General features: G+C 69.2%; 16 protein-coding genes. 1 reads left to right on the top strand and 15 read right to left on the bottom strand.

All coding sequences use genetic code 11. The features are described 5' to 3' along the window. Positions 1-370: 370 nt before the first annotated feature. The 5 genes from fmt to NE2_RS06845 form a co-directional block, all read right to left on the bottom strand. The gene (gene fmt, locus NE2_RS06865) at positions 371-1,294 is read right to left on the bottom strand and encodes a methionyl-tRNA formyltransferase (protein ID WP_063024882.1); all 924 of its coding nucleotides are present in this window, start codon (positions 1,292-1,294) and stop codon (positions 371-373) included. Continuing rightward, positions 1,295-1,855 carry a peptide deformylase gene (gene def, locus NE2_RS06860; RefSeq protein ID WP_063024880.1) on the bottom strand — a complete coding sequence of 187 codons (561 nt, stop codon included), beginning with the start codon at positions 1,853-1,855 and terminating at the stop codon, positions 1,295-1,297. Between the two features lie 67 nt (positions 1,856-1,922). Further along, positions 1,923-2,945: an esterase/lipase family protein gene (locus NE2_RS06855; protein ID WP_084493850.1), complete on the bottom strand. Its 1,023-nt coding sequence runs from the start codon at positions 2,943-2,945 to the stop codon at positions 1,923-1,925. Between the two features lie 55 nt (positions 2,946-3,000). Further along, positions 3,001-3,657, bottom strand: coding sequence for a PadR family transcriptional regulator (locus NE2_RS06850; RefSeq protein ID WP_369817501.1), 657 nt, complete (start codon positions 3,655-3,657; stop codon positions 3,001-3,003). Between the two features lie 99 nt (positions 3,658-3,756). Then, positions 3,757-4,338, bottom strand: coding sequence for a TetR/AcrR family transcriptional regulator (locus tag NE2_RS06845; RefSeq protein WP_063024878.1), 582 nt, complete (start codon positions 4,336-4,338; stop codon positions 3,757-3,759). Between the two features lie 73 nt (positions 4,339-4,411). On the opposite strand from NE2_RS06845, the gene NE2_RS06840 reads away from it, so the two are divergent. After that, a complete protein-coding gene (locus NE2_RS06840) occupies positions 4,412-5,251 on the top strand; it encodes an NAD(P)H-binding protein (RefSeq protein WP_063024876.1) in 840 nt (279 codons plus the stop codon). 47 nt (positions 5,252-5,298) lie between these two features. Here the strand turns inward: NE2_RS06840 and NE2_RS36675 are convergent, their stop codons facing one another. From NE2_RS36675 to carA, 10 genes are all read right to left on the bottom strand, one after another. Beyond that, a complete protein-coding gene (locus NE2_RS36675; protein ID WP_373862226.1) occupies positions 5,299-7,539 on the bottom strand; it encodes a primosomal protein N' in 2,241 nt (746 codons plus the stop codon). A 290-nt stretch (positions 7,540-7,829) separates the two neighbouring features. Further along, positions 7,830-9,044 carry a methionine adenosyltransferase gene (metK, locus tag NE2_RS06830; protein ID WP_063024874.1) on the bottom strand — a complete coding sequence of 405 codons (1,215 nt, stop codon included), beginning with the start codon at positions 9,042-9,044 and terminating at the stop codon, positions 7,830-7,832. A gap of 200 nt (positions 9,045-9,244) precedes the next feature. Beyond that, on the bottom strand, positions 9,245-10,462 hold the full coding sequence (gene coaBC, locus NE2_RS06825) for a bifunctional phosphopantothenoylcysteine decarboxylase/phosphopantothenate--cysteine ligase CoaBC (protein WP_063024872.1): 1,218 nt from the start codon (positions 10,460-10,462) through the stop codon (positions 9,245-9,247). A gap of 53 nt (positions 10,463-10,515) precedes the next feature. Beyond that, positions 10,516-10,791, bottom strand: a complete 276-nt coding sequence (gene rpoZ / locus NE2_RS06820; RefSeq protein ID WP_025350704.1) for a DNA-directed RNA polymerase subunit omega — start codon at positions 10,789-10,791, stop codon at positions 10,516-10,518. Positions 10,792-10,855: 64 nt separating this feature from the next. Then, positions 10,856-11,437: a guanylate kinase gene (gene gmk / locus NE2_RS06815; protein WP_063013381.1), complete on the bottom strand. Its 582-nt coding sequence runs from the start codon at positions 11,435-11,437 to the stop codon at positions 10,856-10,858. A gap of 7 nt (positions 11,438-11,444) precedes the next feature. Next, positions 11,445-11,765: an integration host factor, actinobacterial type gene (gene mihF / locus NE2_RS06810; RefSeq protein ID WP_030513994.1), complete on the bottom strand. Its 321-nt coding sequence runs from the start codon at positions 11,763-11,765 to the stop codon at positions 11,445-11,447. Positions 11,766-12,377: 612 nt separating this feature from the next. After that, complete coding sequence (pyrF, locus tag NE2_RS06805; protein WP_063024869.1) at positions 12,378-13,202, bottom strand: orotidine-5'-phosphate decarboxylase; 825 nt, start codon at positions 13,200-13,202, stop codon at positions 12,378-12,380. Continuing rightward, positions 13,199-13,594, bottom strand: coding sequence for a hypothetical protein (locus NE2_RS06800; protein WP_063024867.1), 396 nt, complete (start codon positions 13,592-13,594; stop codon positions 13,199-13,201). The genes pyrF and NE2_RS06800 overlap by 4 nt, the downstream gene beginning before the upstream one ends. A gap of 14 nt (positions 13,595-13,608) precedes the next feature. Next, positions 13,609-16,935 (bottom strand): carbamoyl-phosphate synthase large subunit, encoded by a 3,327-nt coding sequence (gene carB / locus NE2_RS06795; protein ID WP_063024864.1) that lies wholly within the window; start codon positions 16,933-16,935, stop codon positions 13,609-13,611. Beyond that, the gene (carA, locus tag NE2_RS06790; RefSeq protein ID WP_063024862.1) at positions 16,935-18,053 is read right to left on the bottom strand and encodes a glutamine-hydrolyzing carbamoyl-phosphate synthase small subunit; all 1,119 of its coding nucleotides are present in this window, start codon (positions 18,051-18,053) and stop codon (positions 16,935-16,937) included. The genes carB and carA overlap by 1 nt, the downstream gene beginning before the upstream one ends. Positions 18,054-18,079: the final 26 nt, after the last annotated feature.

Raw genomic sequence — 18,079 nt, 5'->3', positions numbered from 1 at the left:
GAGCCGGCCTCGCGTCGCGACGACTTCTGCTGCCCCGCAGCGGATTTCCTTGCCGATCTATTCTCGGAGGCCCGTTTCGACGCATCAGCGCCGGCCCTTCCGGGGGCGGCACCGTGGGCTCGTCCGGATCCGGCGTCGGCGCGCCCGGCACCGCGATCACCACTCGCGCCGGAGCGGCGGCCGCGGTCCTCCGACGAATCGCGCCCCTCGCCCCGACGACCCCGCGTGGCGTCACCGCCACGGCTGCCCGAACTTCTCCCCGCGTCGCCGTGCTGCCGAGAGCCGTTGTCCGCCCGGTCTTTTCCTCGGCGCGCATCGTCGGCCGTCCGGCCGTCGCGGTCGGGTCGTTCGCCTCCTCGACGTGGGCCGGTCACTCGACCACCGCGCCGGGCTGCAGGCGGGCGCCGCGGGCCCAGTCCAGGGCCGGCATCATCCGCTTGCCCTGGGGTTGCACCTGATCCAAGCGCACGGCCGTGGTGGCGGTGCCGATGTAGACACCGGATTTGCGCACCTCGATCACCCGCTCGGGCAGCTGGTCCTCGACCAGTTCGACCGGCCCGAGTTTCAGTCGCTTACCGTCGATCTGGGTCCACGCGCCCGGCGCCGGAGTGACGGCGCGAATCCGGCGGCCGACCGCCAGCGCCGGTTGATCCCAGCGGATGTGGCCTTCGTCGGCCTCTACCTTGGGCGCATAGGAAATGCCCTCACCGGATTGCGGCACGGCCTGTACGGTGCCGTCCTCGATGCCGTCGAGGGTGGATTCGAGCAGCTGCGCACCGGAGATCGACAGCCGCTCCAACAGGGATCCGGCGGTATCGGTGATGCCGATGCGTTCGGTGACCACGCCGTAGACCGGCCCCGTGTCCAAGCCCTCCTCGATACGGAAGGTCGAGGCGCCGGTGATTTCGTCGCCGGCCAGGACCGCTGCCTGCACCGGCGCCGCCCCACGCCACGCGGGCAGCAGCGAGAAGTGCAGATTGACCCAGCCGTGCCGCGGGATGTCGAGCACCACCCGAGGCAGCAACGCGCCGTACGCGACCACCGGACAGCAGTCGGGCGACAGATCCGTCAGTGCCGCAACGAATTCCGGCTCCGAGGGTTTGCGCGGGGTCAGCACCGGAATACCGTATTCGTCGGCCAGCCGCCCGATCGGCGAGCGCGTGACCTTGCGACCGCGCCCGGCCACCGCATCCGGCCTCGTCACCACCGCCACCACCTCGTGGCGCTCGGATTCGATGAGCCGCCGCAGGGACGGAACGGCCGGTTCGGGAGTCCCCGCGAACACCAGGCGCATCTACTCGCCCCGCCCGGACTCGGCACGACTGCCGGCGACCTCGGCCGCCGACATCACCGTCTTACCGGCGGCGAACCACTCCGATTCCCGCACTGCGCGCATGGCCTGTTTGCGGGTGGCCGGTTCCAGCCGCTGCAGGTACAGCACGCCGTCGAGATGATCGGTTTCGTGCTGCACGCAGCGCGCGAGCAGACCCTCGGCCTCGAATTTCACCGGCTCACCGTGCCTGTCGACCCCGCGCGCCACCACGCGGTGGGCACGGGTCACGTCGTAGCGCAGCCCCGGAATCGACAGGCAGCCCTCCGGTCCGGTCTGCTCGTCGGTCCCGAGGACCTCGAAGACCGGATTCACCACGTGTCCGGCGGCATCGCCGGTGTCGTAGACGAACACCCGCAGGCCGACCCCGATCTGCGGGGCGGCCATGCCGACGCCGCGACTGGCGTGCATGGTGTCGGTGAGGTCGGTGACCAGCTGCTCGAGTTCCCTGTCGAAGGCGTCGACCTCGTCCGCGCGGGCGCGCAGGACGGGATCGCCGAACAGGCGAACGGGCTGGATTGTCACAGGCACACTCCCGGGCGAGACGACATTGCGGTCGCCCCATTTTACGGGCGGCCGGAAATCCGTTTCGTCAGGAATGCGCGCCCAGGATCACCTCACCGATTCCGGTGCCCAGCGGCACACAGGCGCACTGCGGCAGCGGCGCATGCTCGGGGTCGAGCAGGGTGAGCAGGAGCTGCTGAACGAACGGGTCGTACACCATGTGGAAATGCCCGGTCAGGTCGATGGGGCACAGATCCTGGAGCACGATGTTGCGCGCACCCGGACCGGTCAGGGCGATATTGGTGTAGGGCTGGATCATCTCGTCGACGCGGCTGCCGACGGTGGTGTACCGCACACCGGGGACCGTGTCGCCGCCCGCGTTGAGTTCGCGCATGAACGGCGAGCCCTCGGCCTGCTGAACGGCGGCGCGCGAGGTGACCTGCCGATAGGCGTTCCACAGACCCGGCACGGCATCGGCGAGCGGAACCAGCCCGTACATCTGGCCGCCGTAGCTGGGCGAGGCGAGTCCGATCCACTGATCGACCTCGGGAGCGCCGCCGAGCTTGTCGATGTAGTACCGAGTGATGTTGGCGCCCTGGGAAAATCCGACCAGGTCGACCTTGTCGGCGCCGGTGGCCGACAGTACCCGGTCGACGAAGGCGCCGAACTGTCGCGATGATGCCCACAGATCTTCGGTGCCGTAACTGGTCGCATCCGGTTTGCCCCCGTAGTCCGGCGCGAAGACGCAGAAGCCCGCGGCGACGAGTTGCGGTCCGATACCGCCCCAGTCGGTATAGGCGGTGGCATCGGTCCCGTGGGCCAGGATGACCGGGCGCGGATGCCGGGCGCTGGGCCGGCAGGTGAAATCGTTGGTGCCCCACGGCGTGGCGCCGGGGTGCGCTTTCAGATAGCGCGAGGCGGTGAGATGGTTGCCCTGCGGTGGTCCCCATTCGGTCGGGACCACCACCGGGCGGGTGTCCGGCGGCGGCGATGCGGGAGGTTCGGCCCAGGCATTCGCACTGCCGCCGAACACCGCCCCGCACGCCGCCACCGCCGCGAACGCCCTACGCCAGGCGAGGCCCCCGTCTCGATGTTTCCGACCTCGTCCCATATTCCGATTGTGCGCCGTCCGGATCGGTACGCGCGACGGGCCAACGGTATTCGTCTCACTCGGCCGCGGTGGTGTCGTCGTCGGCGAGGATCCGGTAGATCGAGCGCCGGGCCTCGGTGAGGACCTCGGCCGCCTTACCGGCCTGTTCCGGAGTGCCGGCGCGGGCGACCTGCCCGACCGCACCCATCAGCTGGCCGACCAGCTCGCGCAGGTCCAGCGCCTGGTCGCCGACGCCCTCGCGGACGTCCTGCCAGGGATCGCCCAGTTCGTCGCGATGTTCGGTGACGTACTCGGCGCCCGCGTCGGTGAGTTTGGCGGTTTTGCGACCGGCCACCTTCTCGATGATCACCAGGCCCTCGTCCTCGAGCTGGGACAGTGCCGGGTAGATCGAGCCGGGGCTGGGCCGCCAGATGTCGTCGCTGCGCTCGCGGATCTGCTGGATCAGCTCGTAGCCGTGCATCGGACGTTCCTGTACCAGCAGCAGAATCGCCGCGCGGACATCTCCGCGCCGTCCGCGTCCACCACGGCCGCGACCGCGACCGACATGGCCGCCCGGACCGAATCCGGGTCCGAAATCCGGGCCGAACGGCCCGAAGCCGTGTCCGCGCGGGTGGCGACGGAACTGTTCGTGTCCGCCGCGTTCCTGCGGATCCGGCCGGGGTCCGCGGCGGCGGCCGCGACCGAACCTGTCCATGTTCTCCATGCGTTCCATGATTGCCTCCTCGGGCATCGTCTTACGTTGACGCAATCAACGATATATCGGCAATGCATCTTTGACAAGTATGGAACGCGCCACAGCGGGCGCGGCGGTTCAGGCGGCGAGCGAATCGATCCAGCGCTCCAGCCGGTCGCCCTCCGCGCGCATCAGCTCCGGATCACGAAAAGTGTTGGTGAGCAAGGAGATTCCTTGATAGGAGGCGATGAGCGCGACGGCCAGTTCGCGCGCGTCGGCGCGGCCCATCTGCTCGAATTGCCGCTGCACCCAGTCCAGCAGGACGCCCATCACCTCGGCCAGCTCACGCTCCAGACCGTCGGTGCGTTTGTCGAGTTCGGTAGCCAGGGTGCCGGAGGGGCACCCGAACCGGGCGGCGACATCGCGCTGGTCGACCCAGGACCGGATCAACGCCCGCAGCCGATCGGCCGGCCGGGCTTCCCGGTCGAGTTCGGCAAGGAAGCCCTCCAGGCTGTGGGCGTGAGCCCCGATTGCCGCCTGGATCAGCTGATCCTTGGTCTTGAAGTAGTAGTACACGTTGCCGACCGGCACCTCGGCAGCCCGGGCGATGTCGGCGATCGTCGTCTTCTCCACTCCCTGCCGATGGAAGACCTCGGCGGCCGCGGCGGCGAGCCGTTCCCGCTTACCGCCGGACCGCTTGCTGTCGAGTGAGTTAGTCATACAACTGACTATAGACATATCGAAGGTCATGCCGTACGGTCTTGTTAGTCAGTCAACTAACTTAGGGGTGCGGATGATTGTGGTAACCGGAGCGACCGGCAATGTCGGACGACCGTTGGTGCGGATGCTCGCCGAAGCCGGCGAGCAGGTGACCGCCGTATCCCGCCGCCGTCCCGACCACCTCCCCCACGGCGTGCGGCACGTTGCGGCCGATCTGACGAATACGGGCGAGGTCGCGGCGGCCCTCGATGGTGCGGAACAGCTGTTCCTGCTACTCGCGCCGGGATCGCTGGCCGCAGATGTGCCGGGAGTGCTGACCGCGGCACGCGATGCGGGTGTGCGGCGAATCGTCCTGTTGTCGTCACAGGGCGTCGGAACCCGGCCCGACAGCGCCTCGCACGGACAGTTCGGAAAGCAGGTCGAAGTTGCCGTCCAGAACTCGGGACTGGAATGGACCATATTGCGGCCGAGCGGTTTTCAATCGAACGCAGCGATGTGGGCGGACGCGGTGCGCACGCAGCGGACGGTCACCGCGCCGTTCGGTGATGTCGCGATCCCCTTCGTGGACCCCGACGATATCGCCGCCGTGGCCGCCACCGCCCTGCGCGAGCCCGGTCACGCCGGCCGGACCTACGTGCTGACCGGTCCCGCGCCCGAATCTCCGCGCGATCGGGTGCGGGACCTGGCCGAAACGCTCGGCGAGCCGGTGCGTTTCGTCGAGCAGACAGCTGAGCAGGCGCGCGCGCAACTGCTCACCGTGATGCCCGCCGACGCCGCCGACACGACCCTGGCGATCATCGGTGCGCCGATGCCCGAGGAACTGCGGGTCAGCGGCGATGTCGAGGCGGTCCTCGGCCGTGCACCGCGACCCTTCTCGGCGTGGGCACGACGCAATATCGACATGTTCCGCTGAACATCACCCCGCGCCCCGTGCCCCGGCACGCCGAATTCGTTTGTGCGTCAGCCGATGTCGACCGGATCGATCTGTACCCGCAACGGACCGTCCGAGCGATGACTGCTGCGCACTGCGAGGGCGGCGGCCAGCGAGCGCGACAACGCCGAGCCCGCTCGCCGGTCGACCCGGAGAATCATCCGTTCGACCTCGGCGGGCGCGGCGTCGCCGGAGAACGGCGTGCGGGCGCCGGGCGGCAGCGGCACCGGGCCCAGCACCTCGACACCGTCCGGTAGTGCCGTCTCACCGAGGAGTTCGCCGATGGTGACGGTCGTGCCGTCGACGGCGGCCAGGCGCACCGCGGGCGGGAAGCGAACCTCGGTCCGAGCGGCGAGTTCGTGTCGGGCGTGGCCGATCGGATCCCAGCGCACCAGAGCCTGCACGGTCGGCAGCGACGGTTCGGCCATCACGAGGACCTCACCCGCGGGGCGGACCAGGGCGGCGGCCGACATCCAGCGCCGCAGCGCGTCCTCGGCGGCACGCAGGTCCGCCCGGCCGAGCAGCGCCCAGCCGTCGAGCAGCAGCGCCACCGCGTACCCACCCGGCACGTCGGGTTCGGCTCCGATGGTCGCGACCACCACCTGGGGGCCCTCCGGCACCGAATCCAGCACGGCGGCGCCGCCGGAACCCCGGATCGGCACCCCGGGAAAGGCACGGCCCAATTCCTCCGCGGTGCGCTGGGCACCGATCACCACCGCCCGCAGCACCCGGGAACCGCACGCGCCGCACCGGAAGGCCGGTTCCACCTTGCCGCACCAGCGACAGCTCGGGCTCTGGGCGATATCGCCGGAACCCTTGCTGCCCAAGGGAACTGCCGCGGGCCGGCGTTCGCCCGCAGCCGTGTCCGAGGGTGCGGACTCCGGACGCCGTGGGCCGGTATGTTCCGCTCGATGATCCCCGGCCGATGTCTCGCCGACTCGGCCGGCCGCCGTCGCATCATCCGCCGACCGCGCCGATCCACGCCGGGACTGTGCCCCGCCCCGGGAATCGACGGCCCGCCGGCCGTCTCGCCTGCCCCAGGTTCCGTTCTCCGGCAGCGACAGCGGGCCGTTGCAGTGCCGGCAGCGGGCCGGGGTGCGGCATGTCGCGCACGCCAGCGCCGGCACGTATCCGCGCCGTGGGACCTGCACCAGCACCGGGTCACCGGCGGCCAAGGCCCGGCGCGCCGCGGCGAAGGCGGTGCCGGGGATGCGGATCGCGCGCGCCATCGGATCGCGCGCCAAGGCGATATCGCTGTCGCCCGGCGCATGGATTCGAGGAGTGCCGGCGCGCAACGTCTTCCGGTCGGCGATCAGGTCGTGCGCCCATCCGGATTCGACGATGGCCTGCGCCTCCGCGGTCCGCGCGAACCCGGCCACCACGAAGGCCGCGCCGGTGTCGTGGGCACGCAGCATCGCGACCTCACGGGCGTGCGGATAGGGTGCGCGCGGTTCGGCATAGGTGTCGTCGCCGTCGTCCCACACCACGATCAAGCCCAGTTCCCGCGCCGGCGCGAAGACCGCACTGCGCGTTCCGACCACGACCCGTGCCGTGCCACGCAGCACCGCGAGCCAGCGCCGGTACCGGGCCGCGGGCCCCAGCCCGGCCGACAGGCCCACCACCGAATCCCCTACCAGAGCAGCACATTCCGTGACGACCCGGTCCAGATCGCGTTGGTCCGGAACCATCACGATCGCACTGCGCCCGCTCGCGACCGTGGTGGCCGCCAATTCCGCGAGCCGGCGCGGCCACCGCTCCCCGGGCATCGCCTGCCAGGCCGCGCGCGGGCCGCTGCCCCGGCGCAGCGCGGACAGGAACGAACCGCCGTGCACGTAGTGCGACCAGGCCGGGAAATCGGGCGGAATCTCGGGCAGCTCCACGGTTTTCGGTTCGGCCGCCTCGGTGCGCGCATGCCGCGGCGGAATCGCCAGCCGCAGCACATCGGCGCGCGTTCCGGCGTAGCGGGCGGCCACGGCCGATACCAGGCGAACGATCTCGGGCGTGAGAACGCGCTCGCCGGACACCACCCGCTGCAGCGGCTGAATCTTTCCGGAATGTTCGGTGCGCGTGAGCCTTTCGAGGATGTATCCGTCGACCAGGCGGCCGGAGAATCGCACCCGCACGCGTACCCCGGGCTGGGCGAGTTCATCCATCTCCGGCGGCACCGAGTAGTCGAAATCGCGGTCCAGATGGGCGGGTTCGAGCAACGGCAGCACCCGGGCGATCGGTTTGTCGAGCCGGGTTTCACCGGCCCCCTTCGCCGGGGTCAGCGGATCCGCGTCGTCCACCGCGTCCGAACCGTGTTCGCCGAGCGGCGCCGGCTCCGCTGCGTCGTGTTCGGAATGCGGCGATAATTCCTTCACCGCAACGGATTCCGGGGCGGGAAGTGATTCACGGGCCACGTCGGGAGTGTTCTCTTCCGGCGCTATATTCGAAGCCTCAGGGATGTCGGAGGATGGCGGCGCCGCGGGCGACGACCCGGGCACGCAAACGGCGCCCTCCGCCGGAACGGAGGGCGCCGTCGGTGCTACCGCTTCCGCCACGGCAGGCGCAAACCCGATCAGAGACCGGCGGCCGCGCGCAGTTTGTCGGCGCGGTCGGTGCGCTCCCACGGCAGGTCGATGTCGGTGCGGCCGAAGTGGCCGTAGGCGGCGGTCGGCGCGTAGATCGGCCGCAGCAGGTCCAGATCACGGATGATCGCACCCGGGCGCAAGTCGAAGACCTCGCTGATCGCCTTCGAGATCTGCGCCGGGTCGACCTGCTCGGTGCCGAAGGTCTCGACGAACAGGCCCACCGGGGCGGCCTTACCGATCGCGTAGGCCACCTGGACCTCGACCCGGTCGGACAGGCCGGCGGCGACGACGTTCTTGGCCACCCAGCGCATGGCGTAGGCCGCAGAGCGGTCCACCTTCGACGGATCCTTACCGGAGAAGGCGCCACCACCGTGACGGGCCATACCTCCGTAGGTGTCGACGATGATCTTGCGCCCGGTCAGGCCGGCATCGCCCATCGGTCCGCCGAGGACGAACTTGCCGGTGGGGTTGACCAGCAGCCGGATATCGGAGGTGTCGAGCGGGTTGGGCAGTTCCAGATCGGCCAGGACCGCGTCGACGACCTTCTCGCGGATATCGGGCGTGAGCAGGTTGTCCAGGTCGATATCCGCCGCATGCTGCGTCGAGAGCACGACCGTGTCCAGCCGGACCGGACGGTCGCCCTCGTATTCGATGGTGACCTGGGTCTTGCCGTCCGGGCGCAGGTAGGGCAGCACGCCGGACTTGCGGACCTCGGTCAGCCGCCGCGAGAGCCGGTGCGCCAGCGCGATCGGCAGCGGCATCAGCTCGGGGGTCTCCTTGGTGGCGTACCCGAACATCAGGCCCTGGTCACCGGCGCCCTGGCGCTCGATCTCGTCGTCGGAGCCACCGACACGCGCCTCGTGCGAGTGGTCGACACCCTGGGCGATATCGGGCGACTGCGCGCCGATGGCGACGTTCACGCCGCAGGAGGCGCCGTCGAAGCCCTTCGCCGACGAGTCGTAACCGATCTCGAGCACCTTCTCGCGCACGATGGTCGGAATATCGGCATAGGCCTCGGTGGTGACCTCACCGGCGACGTGCACCTGACCGGTGGTTACCAGGGTTTCGACCGCCACCCGGCTGTGCGGGTCCTCGGTGAGCAGCGCGTCGAGGATGGAATCGCTGATCGCGTCACAGATCTTGTCCGGGTGACCCTCTGTGACGGACTCACTCGTGAATAGCCGGCTACCGGACGTGCGCACAGTTGTTCCCTCTCCCTCAACGGGTTTCTCATGTCGGGATGCGACAGTAGCGGCATCGCGTCACCGCACAACCCTTTACCTCAGACTATTCCAAACTTGCCACGGCCGGGCGGAGCACCGGCGTTCGGGCCTCCGCGGCGGCCGCCACGGCTGTGCGGACCGCGTCGCCACCACGGCGGCACGGCCGAATCACTTGGGGCTCAACGCAACAGTGGGCCCAGTGCATCGAGTACCCGGCTGGCGAGCAGCGCCTTGGAACCGTGGTCGAGCGACTGTTCGGTGCCGTCGGCGCCGAGCAGCCAGCCGTCGTTGTTGTCGACCTCGAACGCCTTACCCTCGCCGACGGCATTGACCACCAGCAGGTCACAGCCCTTACGTGCCAGTTTCGCCCGCGCGTGGGTCAGGACGTCGCCGTGTTCGTCACCGGTTTCGGCGGCGAAACCGACGATCGCCAGGCCGCCGAGCTGCCCATCGCGGCGCGCCTGCACCAGTCCGGCCAGAATGTCGCGATTCTTGGTCAGTTCGATCGAATTCGGCTCGTGCGCACCCTTTTTGATTTTCGCGGCGGCCACGTTGGCCGGCCGGAAATCGGCGACCGCGGCGGCCATGATGACCGCGTCGGCGCCGACGGAGTGCTTGTCGACGGCCGTGCCCATCTGCTCGGCGGTCGTCACGTGCACGACCTCGACCGCGGCGGGCGGCTCCAGGCCGATGGTGTTGCCGGCGATCAAGGTGACCTGGGCGCCGCGCTGAGCGGCCACGCGGGCCATCGCGTAGCCCTGTTTGCCGGAACTGCGGTTGCCGAGGAACCGGACCGGATCCAGCGGTTCGCGCGTGCCACCGGCGGAGACGACGACGCGGCGGCCCTCCAGATCGCGCGGCAGGGCGTCGGAGCGCTCGAGCAGCAGCGAGGCCAGCGCGAAGATTTCCTCCGGCTCGGGCAGCCGGCCGGGACCGGTGTCGGCGCCGGTGAGGCGCCCGGAGGCCGGTTCCATCACGGTCGAGCCGTGGGCGCGCAGTGTGGCGACATTCGCGATCGTGGCCGGATGCTCCCACATCTCGGTATGCATCGCGGGAGCGAACAGCACCGGACATCGGGCGGTGAGCAGTGTGGCGGTGAGCAGATCGTCGGCGCGGCCGGAGGCGGCGCGCGCCATCAGATCGGCGGTGGCCGGGGCGATGACCACCAGATCGGCCTCCTGGCCGATGCGCACATGCGGCACCTCGGGCACGTCGGCGAACACCCCGGTCTGCACCGGATTGCCCGACAGTGCCTCGAAGGTGGCCTTACCGACGAACTGCAGCGCGGACTCGGTGGGAATGACTCGGACGTGGTGCCCGGTCTCGGTGAACTTGCGCACCAGCGAGCACGCCTTGTAGGCGGCGATCCCGCCGCCCACGCCGACAACGATTCGCATCTGAATCAAGCCTCTTCGGTCCGGTGGAGAGACAGCGGGTTACGACCGCAGGGTCACTCGCCCTCGGTGTGTTCGAGCAGGTCGGAGTGGATCTCGCGCATGGCGACCGAGAGCGGCTTCTCCTGCAGGCCCGGCTCGACCAGCGGACCCACGTACTCGAGGATGCCGTCGCCGAGCTGGTTGTAGTAGTCGTTGATCTGACGCGCCCGCTTGGCCGCGTAGATGACCAGCGCGTACTTGGACGACGTGCGCTCGAGCAACTCGTCGATCGGCGGGTTGGTGAGGCCGACCGGGGTGTCGTAGGCGGGCACGGTCTTGGTGTCGCTCACTAGGGAGGCTCCTGCGGGTCGATGGAGAGTTGCTGTTCGAGAGGAGTTCGCGGATCGCCCGCGGTCATCTCGAATTTGTGCTAACGAACAACGATACCAACTGCTCACAGGCAGTGGTCACGTCGTCGTTCACGATCACGATGTCGAACTCGTCACAGGCGGCGAGTTCGGTCTTCGCGGTGGCGAGCCGGCGCTCGATCACCTCGGGTGATTCGGTGCCGCGGCCGGTCAGCCGGGCCACGAGTTCCTCCCAGCTGGGCGGGGCCAGAAAGACCAGCAGCGCCTCGGGCATCGCCGCTCGGACCGAGCGGGCGCCGGCGAGGTCCACCTCCACCAGGACCGGTTTCCCGGCGGCCAGTGCCGCCTTCACCGGTGCGGCCGGGGTTCCCGACCGTTGCAGGCCGCCGTGAATGTCGGCCCATTCGAGTAGTTCGCCTTCTTCGATCATGGCGTCGAAGTCGGCGCGGGTCACGAACCGGTAGTCGCGGCCGTCGACCTCCCCGGGCCGGGGGGCCCGGGTGGTGGCCGACACACTGAACACCAGTTCCGGCAGCCGTTCCCGGACGCAACGGACCACGGTGGACTTGCCGACGGCCGAGGGGCCGACCAGTACTACCAGCCGACCCTTCTGAGTGTGTTCGACCACCCTCGGATCAGGCTTCGAAGTCGAACTTCGCCAGCAGCGCCTTGCGCTGCCGGTCGCCCAGGCCCCGCAGGCGGCGGGTCGGCGCGATCTCCAGCTCGCTCATGATCTCGGCCGCCTTGACCTTGCCGACCTTGGGCAGGGCCTCCAGCAGCGCGGATACCTTCATCTTGCCGAGGACCTCGTCGGTCTCGGCGTCCTTCAGGACCGTCTTCAGGTCAGTGCCGCCACGCTTCAAGCGCTCCTTGAGCTCTGCCCGAGCGCGGCGAGCGGCAGCCGCCTTCTCCAAAGCAGCGGCGCGCTGCTCGTCAGTCAGCTGGGGAAGGGCCACGGTTCCTCCGTCTCATCGTTCATTGCTAGATCTACCTCCGGTAACCCGGTGGTCTCAGCGACCGTACCCACGCGGCGCGCCGATTGCGAACCCACCCCCCAGGTCAGCGCCCGATTCAGGTATTCGAGCCCGTTACCGGGCAGGTCGCGCGGCCAATTGCGCCACGTCATGGCACCGGTCCGGAGATTTTCTTCACCATGCCGGTGACCTGGGCATATCCCGATTCCGACGGCTTCCCCGCCGGATTCGAGTCCGGCCGGATGCGACCGTAACCGACCCGTAATCGCGCGACCTGGAACTTTCTGAAAATTCTCCGCGTGTCGCGAATTTTTCCCCAGCGTGTCGCGGCGTGGCGCGGCGTGGCGAGCACTCTCGGCACCGGTCGGCGATGTGCGTGAAGGGGCCTTAAGGCACCCCGGAAGGGCCGCTGAGCCGGAAAAACACGCGTGTGTAACTTCCACCCGGGAACGAGCACGGATGCGCGCGAACGGGCCGCAAATGCAAACAGACCGGTCGCCTTCCGATGAGGTGGCCGGCTCCCGCGCGACGCCCGTGGTGGACATGAGCGAATCCGGCCCGGGTGCGACGGCTCGCGAACCCGGGCGGAATGAATCAGGCCTGGAGGAAGGCGAATTCGTCGGCGAGCTTGTGCATCTTGGTGCGCATCGCCGCCACCGAAGGCCCGGTGTCGAGCAGTTCCCGGGAGACGTTCGGTACCACCGCCGCGAACCGGTCGGACGGGATCAGCGCGCGGATCGATTCCGCTCCCCCGCCCTGCGCGCCGACGCCGGGCATCAGGACGGGACCGTTGAGTTTGCTCACGTCGACGGGTTCGGTGAGGGTCGCGCCGACTACGACGCCGACCGATCCGAATTCCGCCCCGGCGTTGCAGCCGGCGGCCTCGTCGATCATGATCTGCGCGACACTGCGACCGTCGGCCGCGGTGATGCGCTGCACCTGGACCGCCTCCGGATTCGAGGTGGCTGCCAGCACGAAGACGCCGCGACCGGCCGAGCGCGCGGCGTCGAGGGCGGGAGACAGCGCACCGAAGCCGAGGTACGGCGATACCGTCACCGCATCACTGGCCAGCGGACCGTCGCCCAGCCAGGCCCGCGCGTAGGCGGCCATCGTGGAGCCGATGTCGCCGCGCTTGGCGTCGGCCAGCACCAGCGTGCCGGCCGCGCGCAGCGCGGCGATGGTGTCCTCGAGCACCACGATGCCGCCGGAGCCGTACTCCTCGAAGAATGCCACCTGGGGTTTCACCAGCGCCACCCGGCCCGCGAACACCTCGACGCAGATGTCGGAGAACCGTTTCAGGCCCTCGACGTCCTCGCTGAGCCCCCAGGCACGCAGCAACTGCGGGTGGGGGTCGATGCCGGCGCACAACGGGCCCAGCCGGCCCATCGCGTCGGCCAGCCGCAGGCCGAACGGCGTCACCGGCTCGCCCCGGCGCCCGCCAGTTCGTCCCCGGTAGGGGCGGGCGGTGTCTGCGCACCGGCGGACCCGGATTCGGCGTATGCCTCCTCACCGGCGTAAGCGAGCAGTTCGTCGGCCTGGGCGAGCACCTCGTCCGCCCGGGCGAGCACCGCGTCCGTCAGCGCGTCCGCCTCCGCCTCGGCGTCGGCGTCGGCGTCGGGCGCCGGCTTGCGGCCGATCGGCGGGATCGCCCGGAAACCGACCGTGCTGTAGCCGCCGACGTTGCGCATCCGGCGGATGTCACCGCCTCCGGGCGGCGCGGCCTCCGCCGCACCGAATCCCCGAATCCGCCGAGTCGTCGCCCGTCCGGCCCCCGGGGGCCGGACTCCCGCGCCGAAACCGATGGCTCCCACCGTTATCTCTCCTCTTAGCCGCGCAATACGGCGTGCAGCTCCTGCAGCGAGCGCACCCCGATACCGCCGTTGATGGTTGCTTCGATGCCCTGTACGGCTGCAGCCGCACCCTGAACCGTCGTGATGCACGGAATGTTGGCGCCCACCGCGGCGGTACGAATCTCGTAGCCGTCCACGCGGGGCCCGGAGTTACCGTAAGGCGTGTTGAACACGATGTCGATCTCGCCGTCCTTGATCTGATCGACGATCGAGGGTTCGATCAGATCACCGTTGGCGGACGCGGGCACCGGATCGGACTGTTTGCGCACCCGCTCGCACGGAATCCCGTTGCGCCGCAACATCTCCGCGGTGCCGTCGGTGGCGAGGATCCGGAAGCCCAGATCGTGCAGCCGCTTGACCGGGAACACCATGGCCCGCTTGTCGCGGTTGGCGATCGAGACGAACACCGTGCCCGCGACCGGCAGCGAACCGTAGGCCGCGGACTGACTCTTGGCGAAGGCGGTACCGAAATCGGCGTCGATGCCCATCACCTCGCCGGTGGACTTCATCTCCGGCGACAGCAGCGAATCGATACCGGTGCCGTCCGGGCGGCGGAACCGGTGGAAGGGCAGGACAGCTTCCTTCACCGCGACCGGCGCGTCCATCGGCGCATGACCGCCGTCGCCCTCGGCGGGCAGGATACCCTCCTTGCGCAATTCGGCGATGCTCGTCCCCAGCATCACCCGCGCGGCGGCCTTGGCCAGCTGCACGCCGGTCGCCTTGGAGACGAACGGCACGGTCCGGCTGGCGCGCGGATTGGCCTCGAGCACGTACAGCACGTCGTCCTTGAGCGCGTACTGCACATTCAGCAGGCCCTTGACGCCGATGCCCTTGGCCAGTGCGGTGGTCGAGCGGCGCACCGCCTCGATATCGCTGCGGCCCAGGGTGATCGGCGGCAGCGCGCACGCCGAGTCGCCGGAGTGGATACCGGCCTCCTCGATGTGCTCCATCACGCCGCCGAGGTAGACCTCCTCGCCGTCGCACAGCGCGTCGACGTCGATCTCGATGGCGTCTTCCAGGAAGCGGTCGACCAGCACCGGATGTTCGGGGCTGAGTTCGGTGGCGCGGGAGATGTAGCCCTCGAGCGAGTTCTCGTCGTAGACGATCTCCATACCGCGCCCACCCAGCACGTAGGACGGGCGGACCAGCACCGGATAGCCGATTCCGGCCGCGATCTCCTTGGCCTGCTCGAACGTGGTGGCCGTGCCGTACTTCGGCGCGGGCAGTCCGGCCGAGACCAGCACGTGCCCGAATTCGCCGCGGTCCTCGGCCAGGTCGATCGCCGCCGCGGAGGTGCCGACCACGGGCACTCCGGCATCGGTGAGCCGCTGCGCCAGACCGAGCGGGGTCTGGCCGCCGAGCTGCACGATCACTCCGGCCACCCGGCCCGATTCCGATTCGGCGTGGTACACCTCGAGCACGTCCTCGAAGGTCAGCGGCTCGAAGTACAGGCGGTCGGCGGTGTCGTAGTCGGTGGAAACGGTCTCGGGGTTGCAGTTGACCATGACGGTCTCGTACCCGGCCTGCGACAGGGTCTGCGCGGCGTGCACGCAGGAGTAGTCGAATTCGATGCCCTGGCCGATTCGGTTGGGGCCGGAGCCGAGGATGATCACCTTCTCGCGCTCGGGCTGCGGCGCGACCTCCGACTCGGCGGCCGGATCGAGTTCGTAGCTCGAGTAGTGGTACGGCGTCTTGGCCTCGAATTCGGCCGCACAGGTGTCGACCGTCTTGTACACCGGCCGGATGCCGAGGCGGTGACGCAGCTCGCGCACCCCGTTCTCGCCTGCCAGTTCCGGTCGCAGCACGGAGATCTGGCGGTCGGACAGGCCGTTGTGCTTGGCGTAGCGCAGCAGCGGCTCGTCCAGAACCGGCGCCTGCGCGATCTCGGCGCGCAACTCGACCAGTCCGGCGATCTCGGCGACGAACCACGGGTCGATGCCCGAGGCCTGCGCGACGTCTTCGACGCTCGCGCCCAGCCGCAGCGCCCGCTCCACCTGGTAGAGCCGGCCTTCGGTCGGCACGCGCAGGTCGTCGAGGATCTCGGCGACGTCGGTCCAGCGGCCGTCGGGCTGGGTCCAGAAGCCGGCCGCCTTGGTCTCCAGCGAGCGCAGCACCTTGCCGAGCGCCTCGGAGAAGTTGCGGCCCAGGCTCATCGCCTCACCGACCGACTTCATGGTGGTGGTCAGGGTCGGGTCGGCGCCCGGGAACTTCTCGAACGCGAACCGCGGCGCCTTCACGACCACGTAGTCGAGCGTGGGCTCGAAACAAGCCGGGGTTTCCTTGGTGATGTCGTTGACGATCTCGTCGAGCGTGTAGCCGATGGCCAGCTTCGCCGCGATCTTGGCGATCGGGAAACCGGTTGCCTTGGAGGCCAGTGCGGACGAGCGCGAGACGCGCGGATTCATCTCGATGACGATCAGGCGTCCATCGCGCGGATCCACCGCGAACTGGATGTTGCAGCCGCCGGTGTCGACGCCGACCTCGCGCAGAATCGCGATACCCAGATCGCGCATCTTCTGATATTCGCGGTCGGTCAGGGTCATGGCCGGGGCGACGGTCACCGAATCGCCGGTGTGCACGCCCATCGGGTCCACGTTCTCGATCGAGCAGACGATGACCACGTTGTCGCGGCCGTCGCGCATCAGCTCGAGTTCGTATTCCTTCCACCCGAGGATCGATTCCTCGATGAGGACGTTGGCGGTGGGCGAGGCGGCCAGGCCGCCGCCGGCGATGCGGTCGAGATCCTCGTCGTTGTAGGCCATGCCCGAGCCCAGGCCACCCATGGTGAACGACGGCCGCACGACCACCGGGAAGCCCAGCTCGGCAACGGTTTCGCGCACCTCGTCCATGGTGTAGCAGACCTTGGAGCGGGCCGACTCGCCGCCGACCTTGGCGACGATGTCCTTGAACTTCTGCCGGTCCTCACCGCGCTGGATGGCCTCGAAGTCGGCGCCGATCAATTCGACGTTGTACTTCTCCAGCACGCCGTTCTCGTGCAGCGCCACCGCCGTGTTGAGCGCGGTCTGGCCGCCCAGGGTCGCGAGGATGGCGTCGGGACGCTCCTTGGCGATGACCTTCTCGACGAATTCCGGTGTGATCGGCTCGACGTAGGTGGAGTCGGCGAATTCCGGGTCGGTCATGATCGTGGCCGGGTTGGAGTTCACCAGTGACACCCGCAGGCCCTCGGACCGCAGCACCCGGCACGCCTGGGTACCGGAGTAGTCGAATTCGCAGGCCTGGCCGATGACGATCGGCCCGGAGCCGATGACCAGGATGTGGTGCAGGTCGTTACGACGTGGCATCAGGCTTCCTCCATCAAACCCGCGAAGCGGTCGAACAGGTAGGCGGCATCGTGCGGCCCCGCGGCGGCCTCCGGGTGGTACTGCACCGAGAACGCGCGACCGTCCACCAGGCGCACCCCCTCGACGGTGCCGTCGTTGGCGCAGGTGTGGCTGACCTCGGCGGTGCCGAACGGGGTCTCGAAGCGCTGTCCGGCCTCCCCCTCGAGCGCGAAGCCGTGGTTCTGCGCGGTGATCGAGACCGCGCCGGTGGCGTGATCGATGACCGGGACGTTGATGCCGCGGTGGCCGAACTTCATCTTGTACGTGCCCAGGCCCAGCGCGCGGCCCAGGATCTGGTTGCCGAAGCAGATTCCGAACAGCGGAAGTCCTTCGCCCAGAACGGATTTGGTCAGCTCGACCGCGTCGTCCTGGGTGGCCGGGTCACCGGGGCCGTTGGACAGGAAGACGCCGTCGGGCTCGAGCTCCTTGATCTGGTCCAGCGTGACGCCGGAGGGCACCACGTGCACCCGGATGCCGCGCTCGGCGAACATGCGCGGGGTGTTGGTCTTGATACCCAGGTCGACCGCGACCACGGTGAACCGGTGCTCACCGGCGGGCTCGATGGTGTACACGCCGTCGGTGGAGACCTCACCGGCCAGATCGGCGCCGAGCATCGAGGCCTGACCGGTGACCCGGCTCAGCAACTCCTCGGTCGAGGCCGCGGCGGCGTCACCGCTGAAGATGCCCGCCTTCATCGACCCGCGGATGCGCAGATGACGCACCAGTGCGCGCGTGTCGATGCCGGCGATGCCGACGATGTGCTGGCGCTCCAGCTCGTCCTGCAGGGTGGTGGTGGCGCGCCAGTTCGACGCCCGCTTGGCGGGGTCGCGCACCGCGTATCCGGCCACCCAGATCCGATTCGACTCGTCGTCCTCGTCGTTCCAGCCGGTGTTGCCGATCTGCGGGGCGGTGGCCACCACGATCTGGCGGTGGTAGCTGGGATCGGTCAGGGTCTCCTGATAGCCGGTCATCGCGGTGCAGAACACCGCTTCGCCCAGCGTTTCACCCTCGGCGCCGAACCGCCGGCCCCGGAATACCCGTCCGTCCTCGAGCACCATCACCGCGGCGCGGTCGCTCATTCGCTCACCTCGTTCACGAAAAATCC

The organism is Nocardia elegans NBRC 108235, assembly GCF_001612845.1.
Classification (GTDB): domain Bacteria; phylum Actinomycetota; class Actinomycetes; order Mycobacteriales; family Mycobacteriaceae; genus Nocardia; species Nocardia nova.
The sequence above is the reverse complement of the archived record's forward strand: the minus strand, read 5'-3'. Positions and strand labels throughout refer to the sequence as shown.

Bases quoted from the DNA above. Each gene is read 5' to 3' on its own strand.
- carA (WP_063024862.1), bottom strand. From the start codon at position 18,053: ATGAGCGACCGCGCCGCGGTGATGGTGCTCGAGGACGGACGGGTATTC.
- fmt (WP_063024882.1), bottom strand. From the start codon at position 1,294: ATGCGCCTGGTGTTCGCGGGGACTCCCGAACCGGCCGTTCCGTCCCTG.
- NE2_RS06840 (WP_063024876.1), top strand. From the start codon at position 4,412: ATGATTGTGGTAACCGGAGCGACCGGCAATGTCGGACGACCGTTGGTG.
- NE2_RS06855 (WP_084493850.1), bottom strand. From the start codon at position 2,945: ATGGGACGAGGTCGGAAACATCGAGACGGGGGCCTCGCCTGGCGTAGG.
- coaBC (WP_063024872.1), bottom strand. From the start codon at position 10,462: ATGCGAATCGTTGTCGGCGTGGGCGGCGGGATCGCCGCCTACAAGGCG.
- NE2_RS06845 (WP_063024878.1), bottom strand. From the start codon at position 4,338: ATGACTAACTCACTCGACAGCAAGCGGTCCGGCGGTAAGCGGGAACGG.
- carB (WP_063024864.1), bottom strand. From the start codon at position 16,935: ATGCCACGTCGTAACGACCTGCACCACATCCTGGTCATCGGCTCCGGG.
- NE2_RS06850 (WP_369817501.1), bottom strand. From the start codon at position 3,657: ATGGAACGCATGGAGAACATGGACAGGTTCGGTCGCGGCCGCCGCCGC.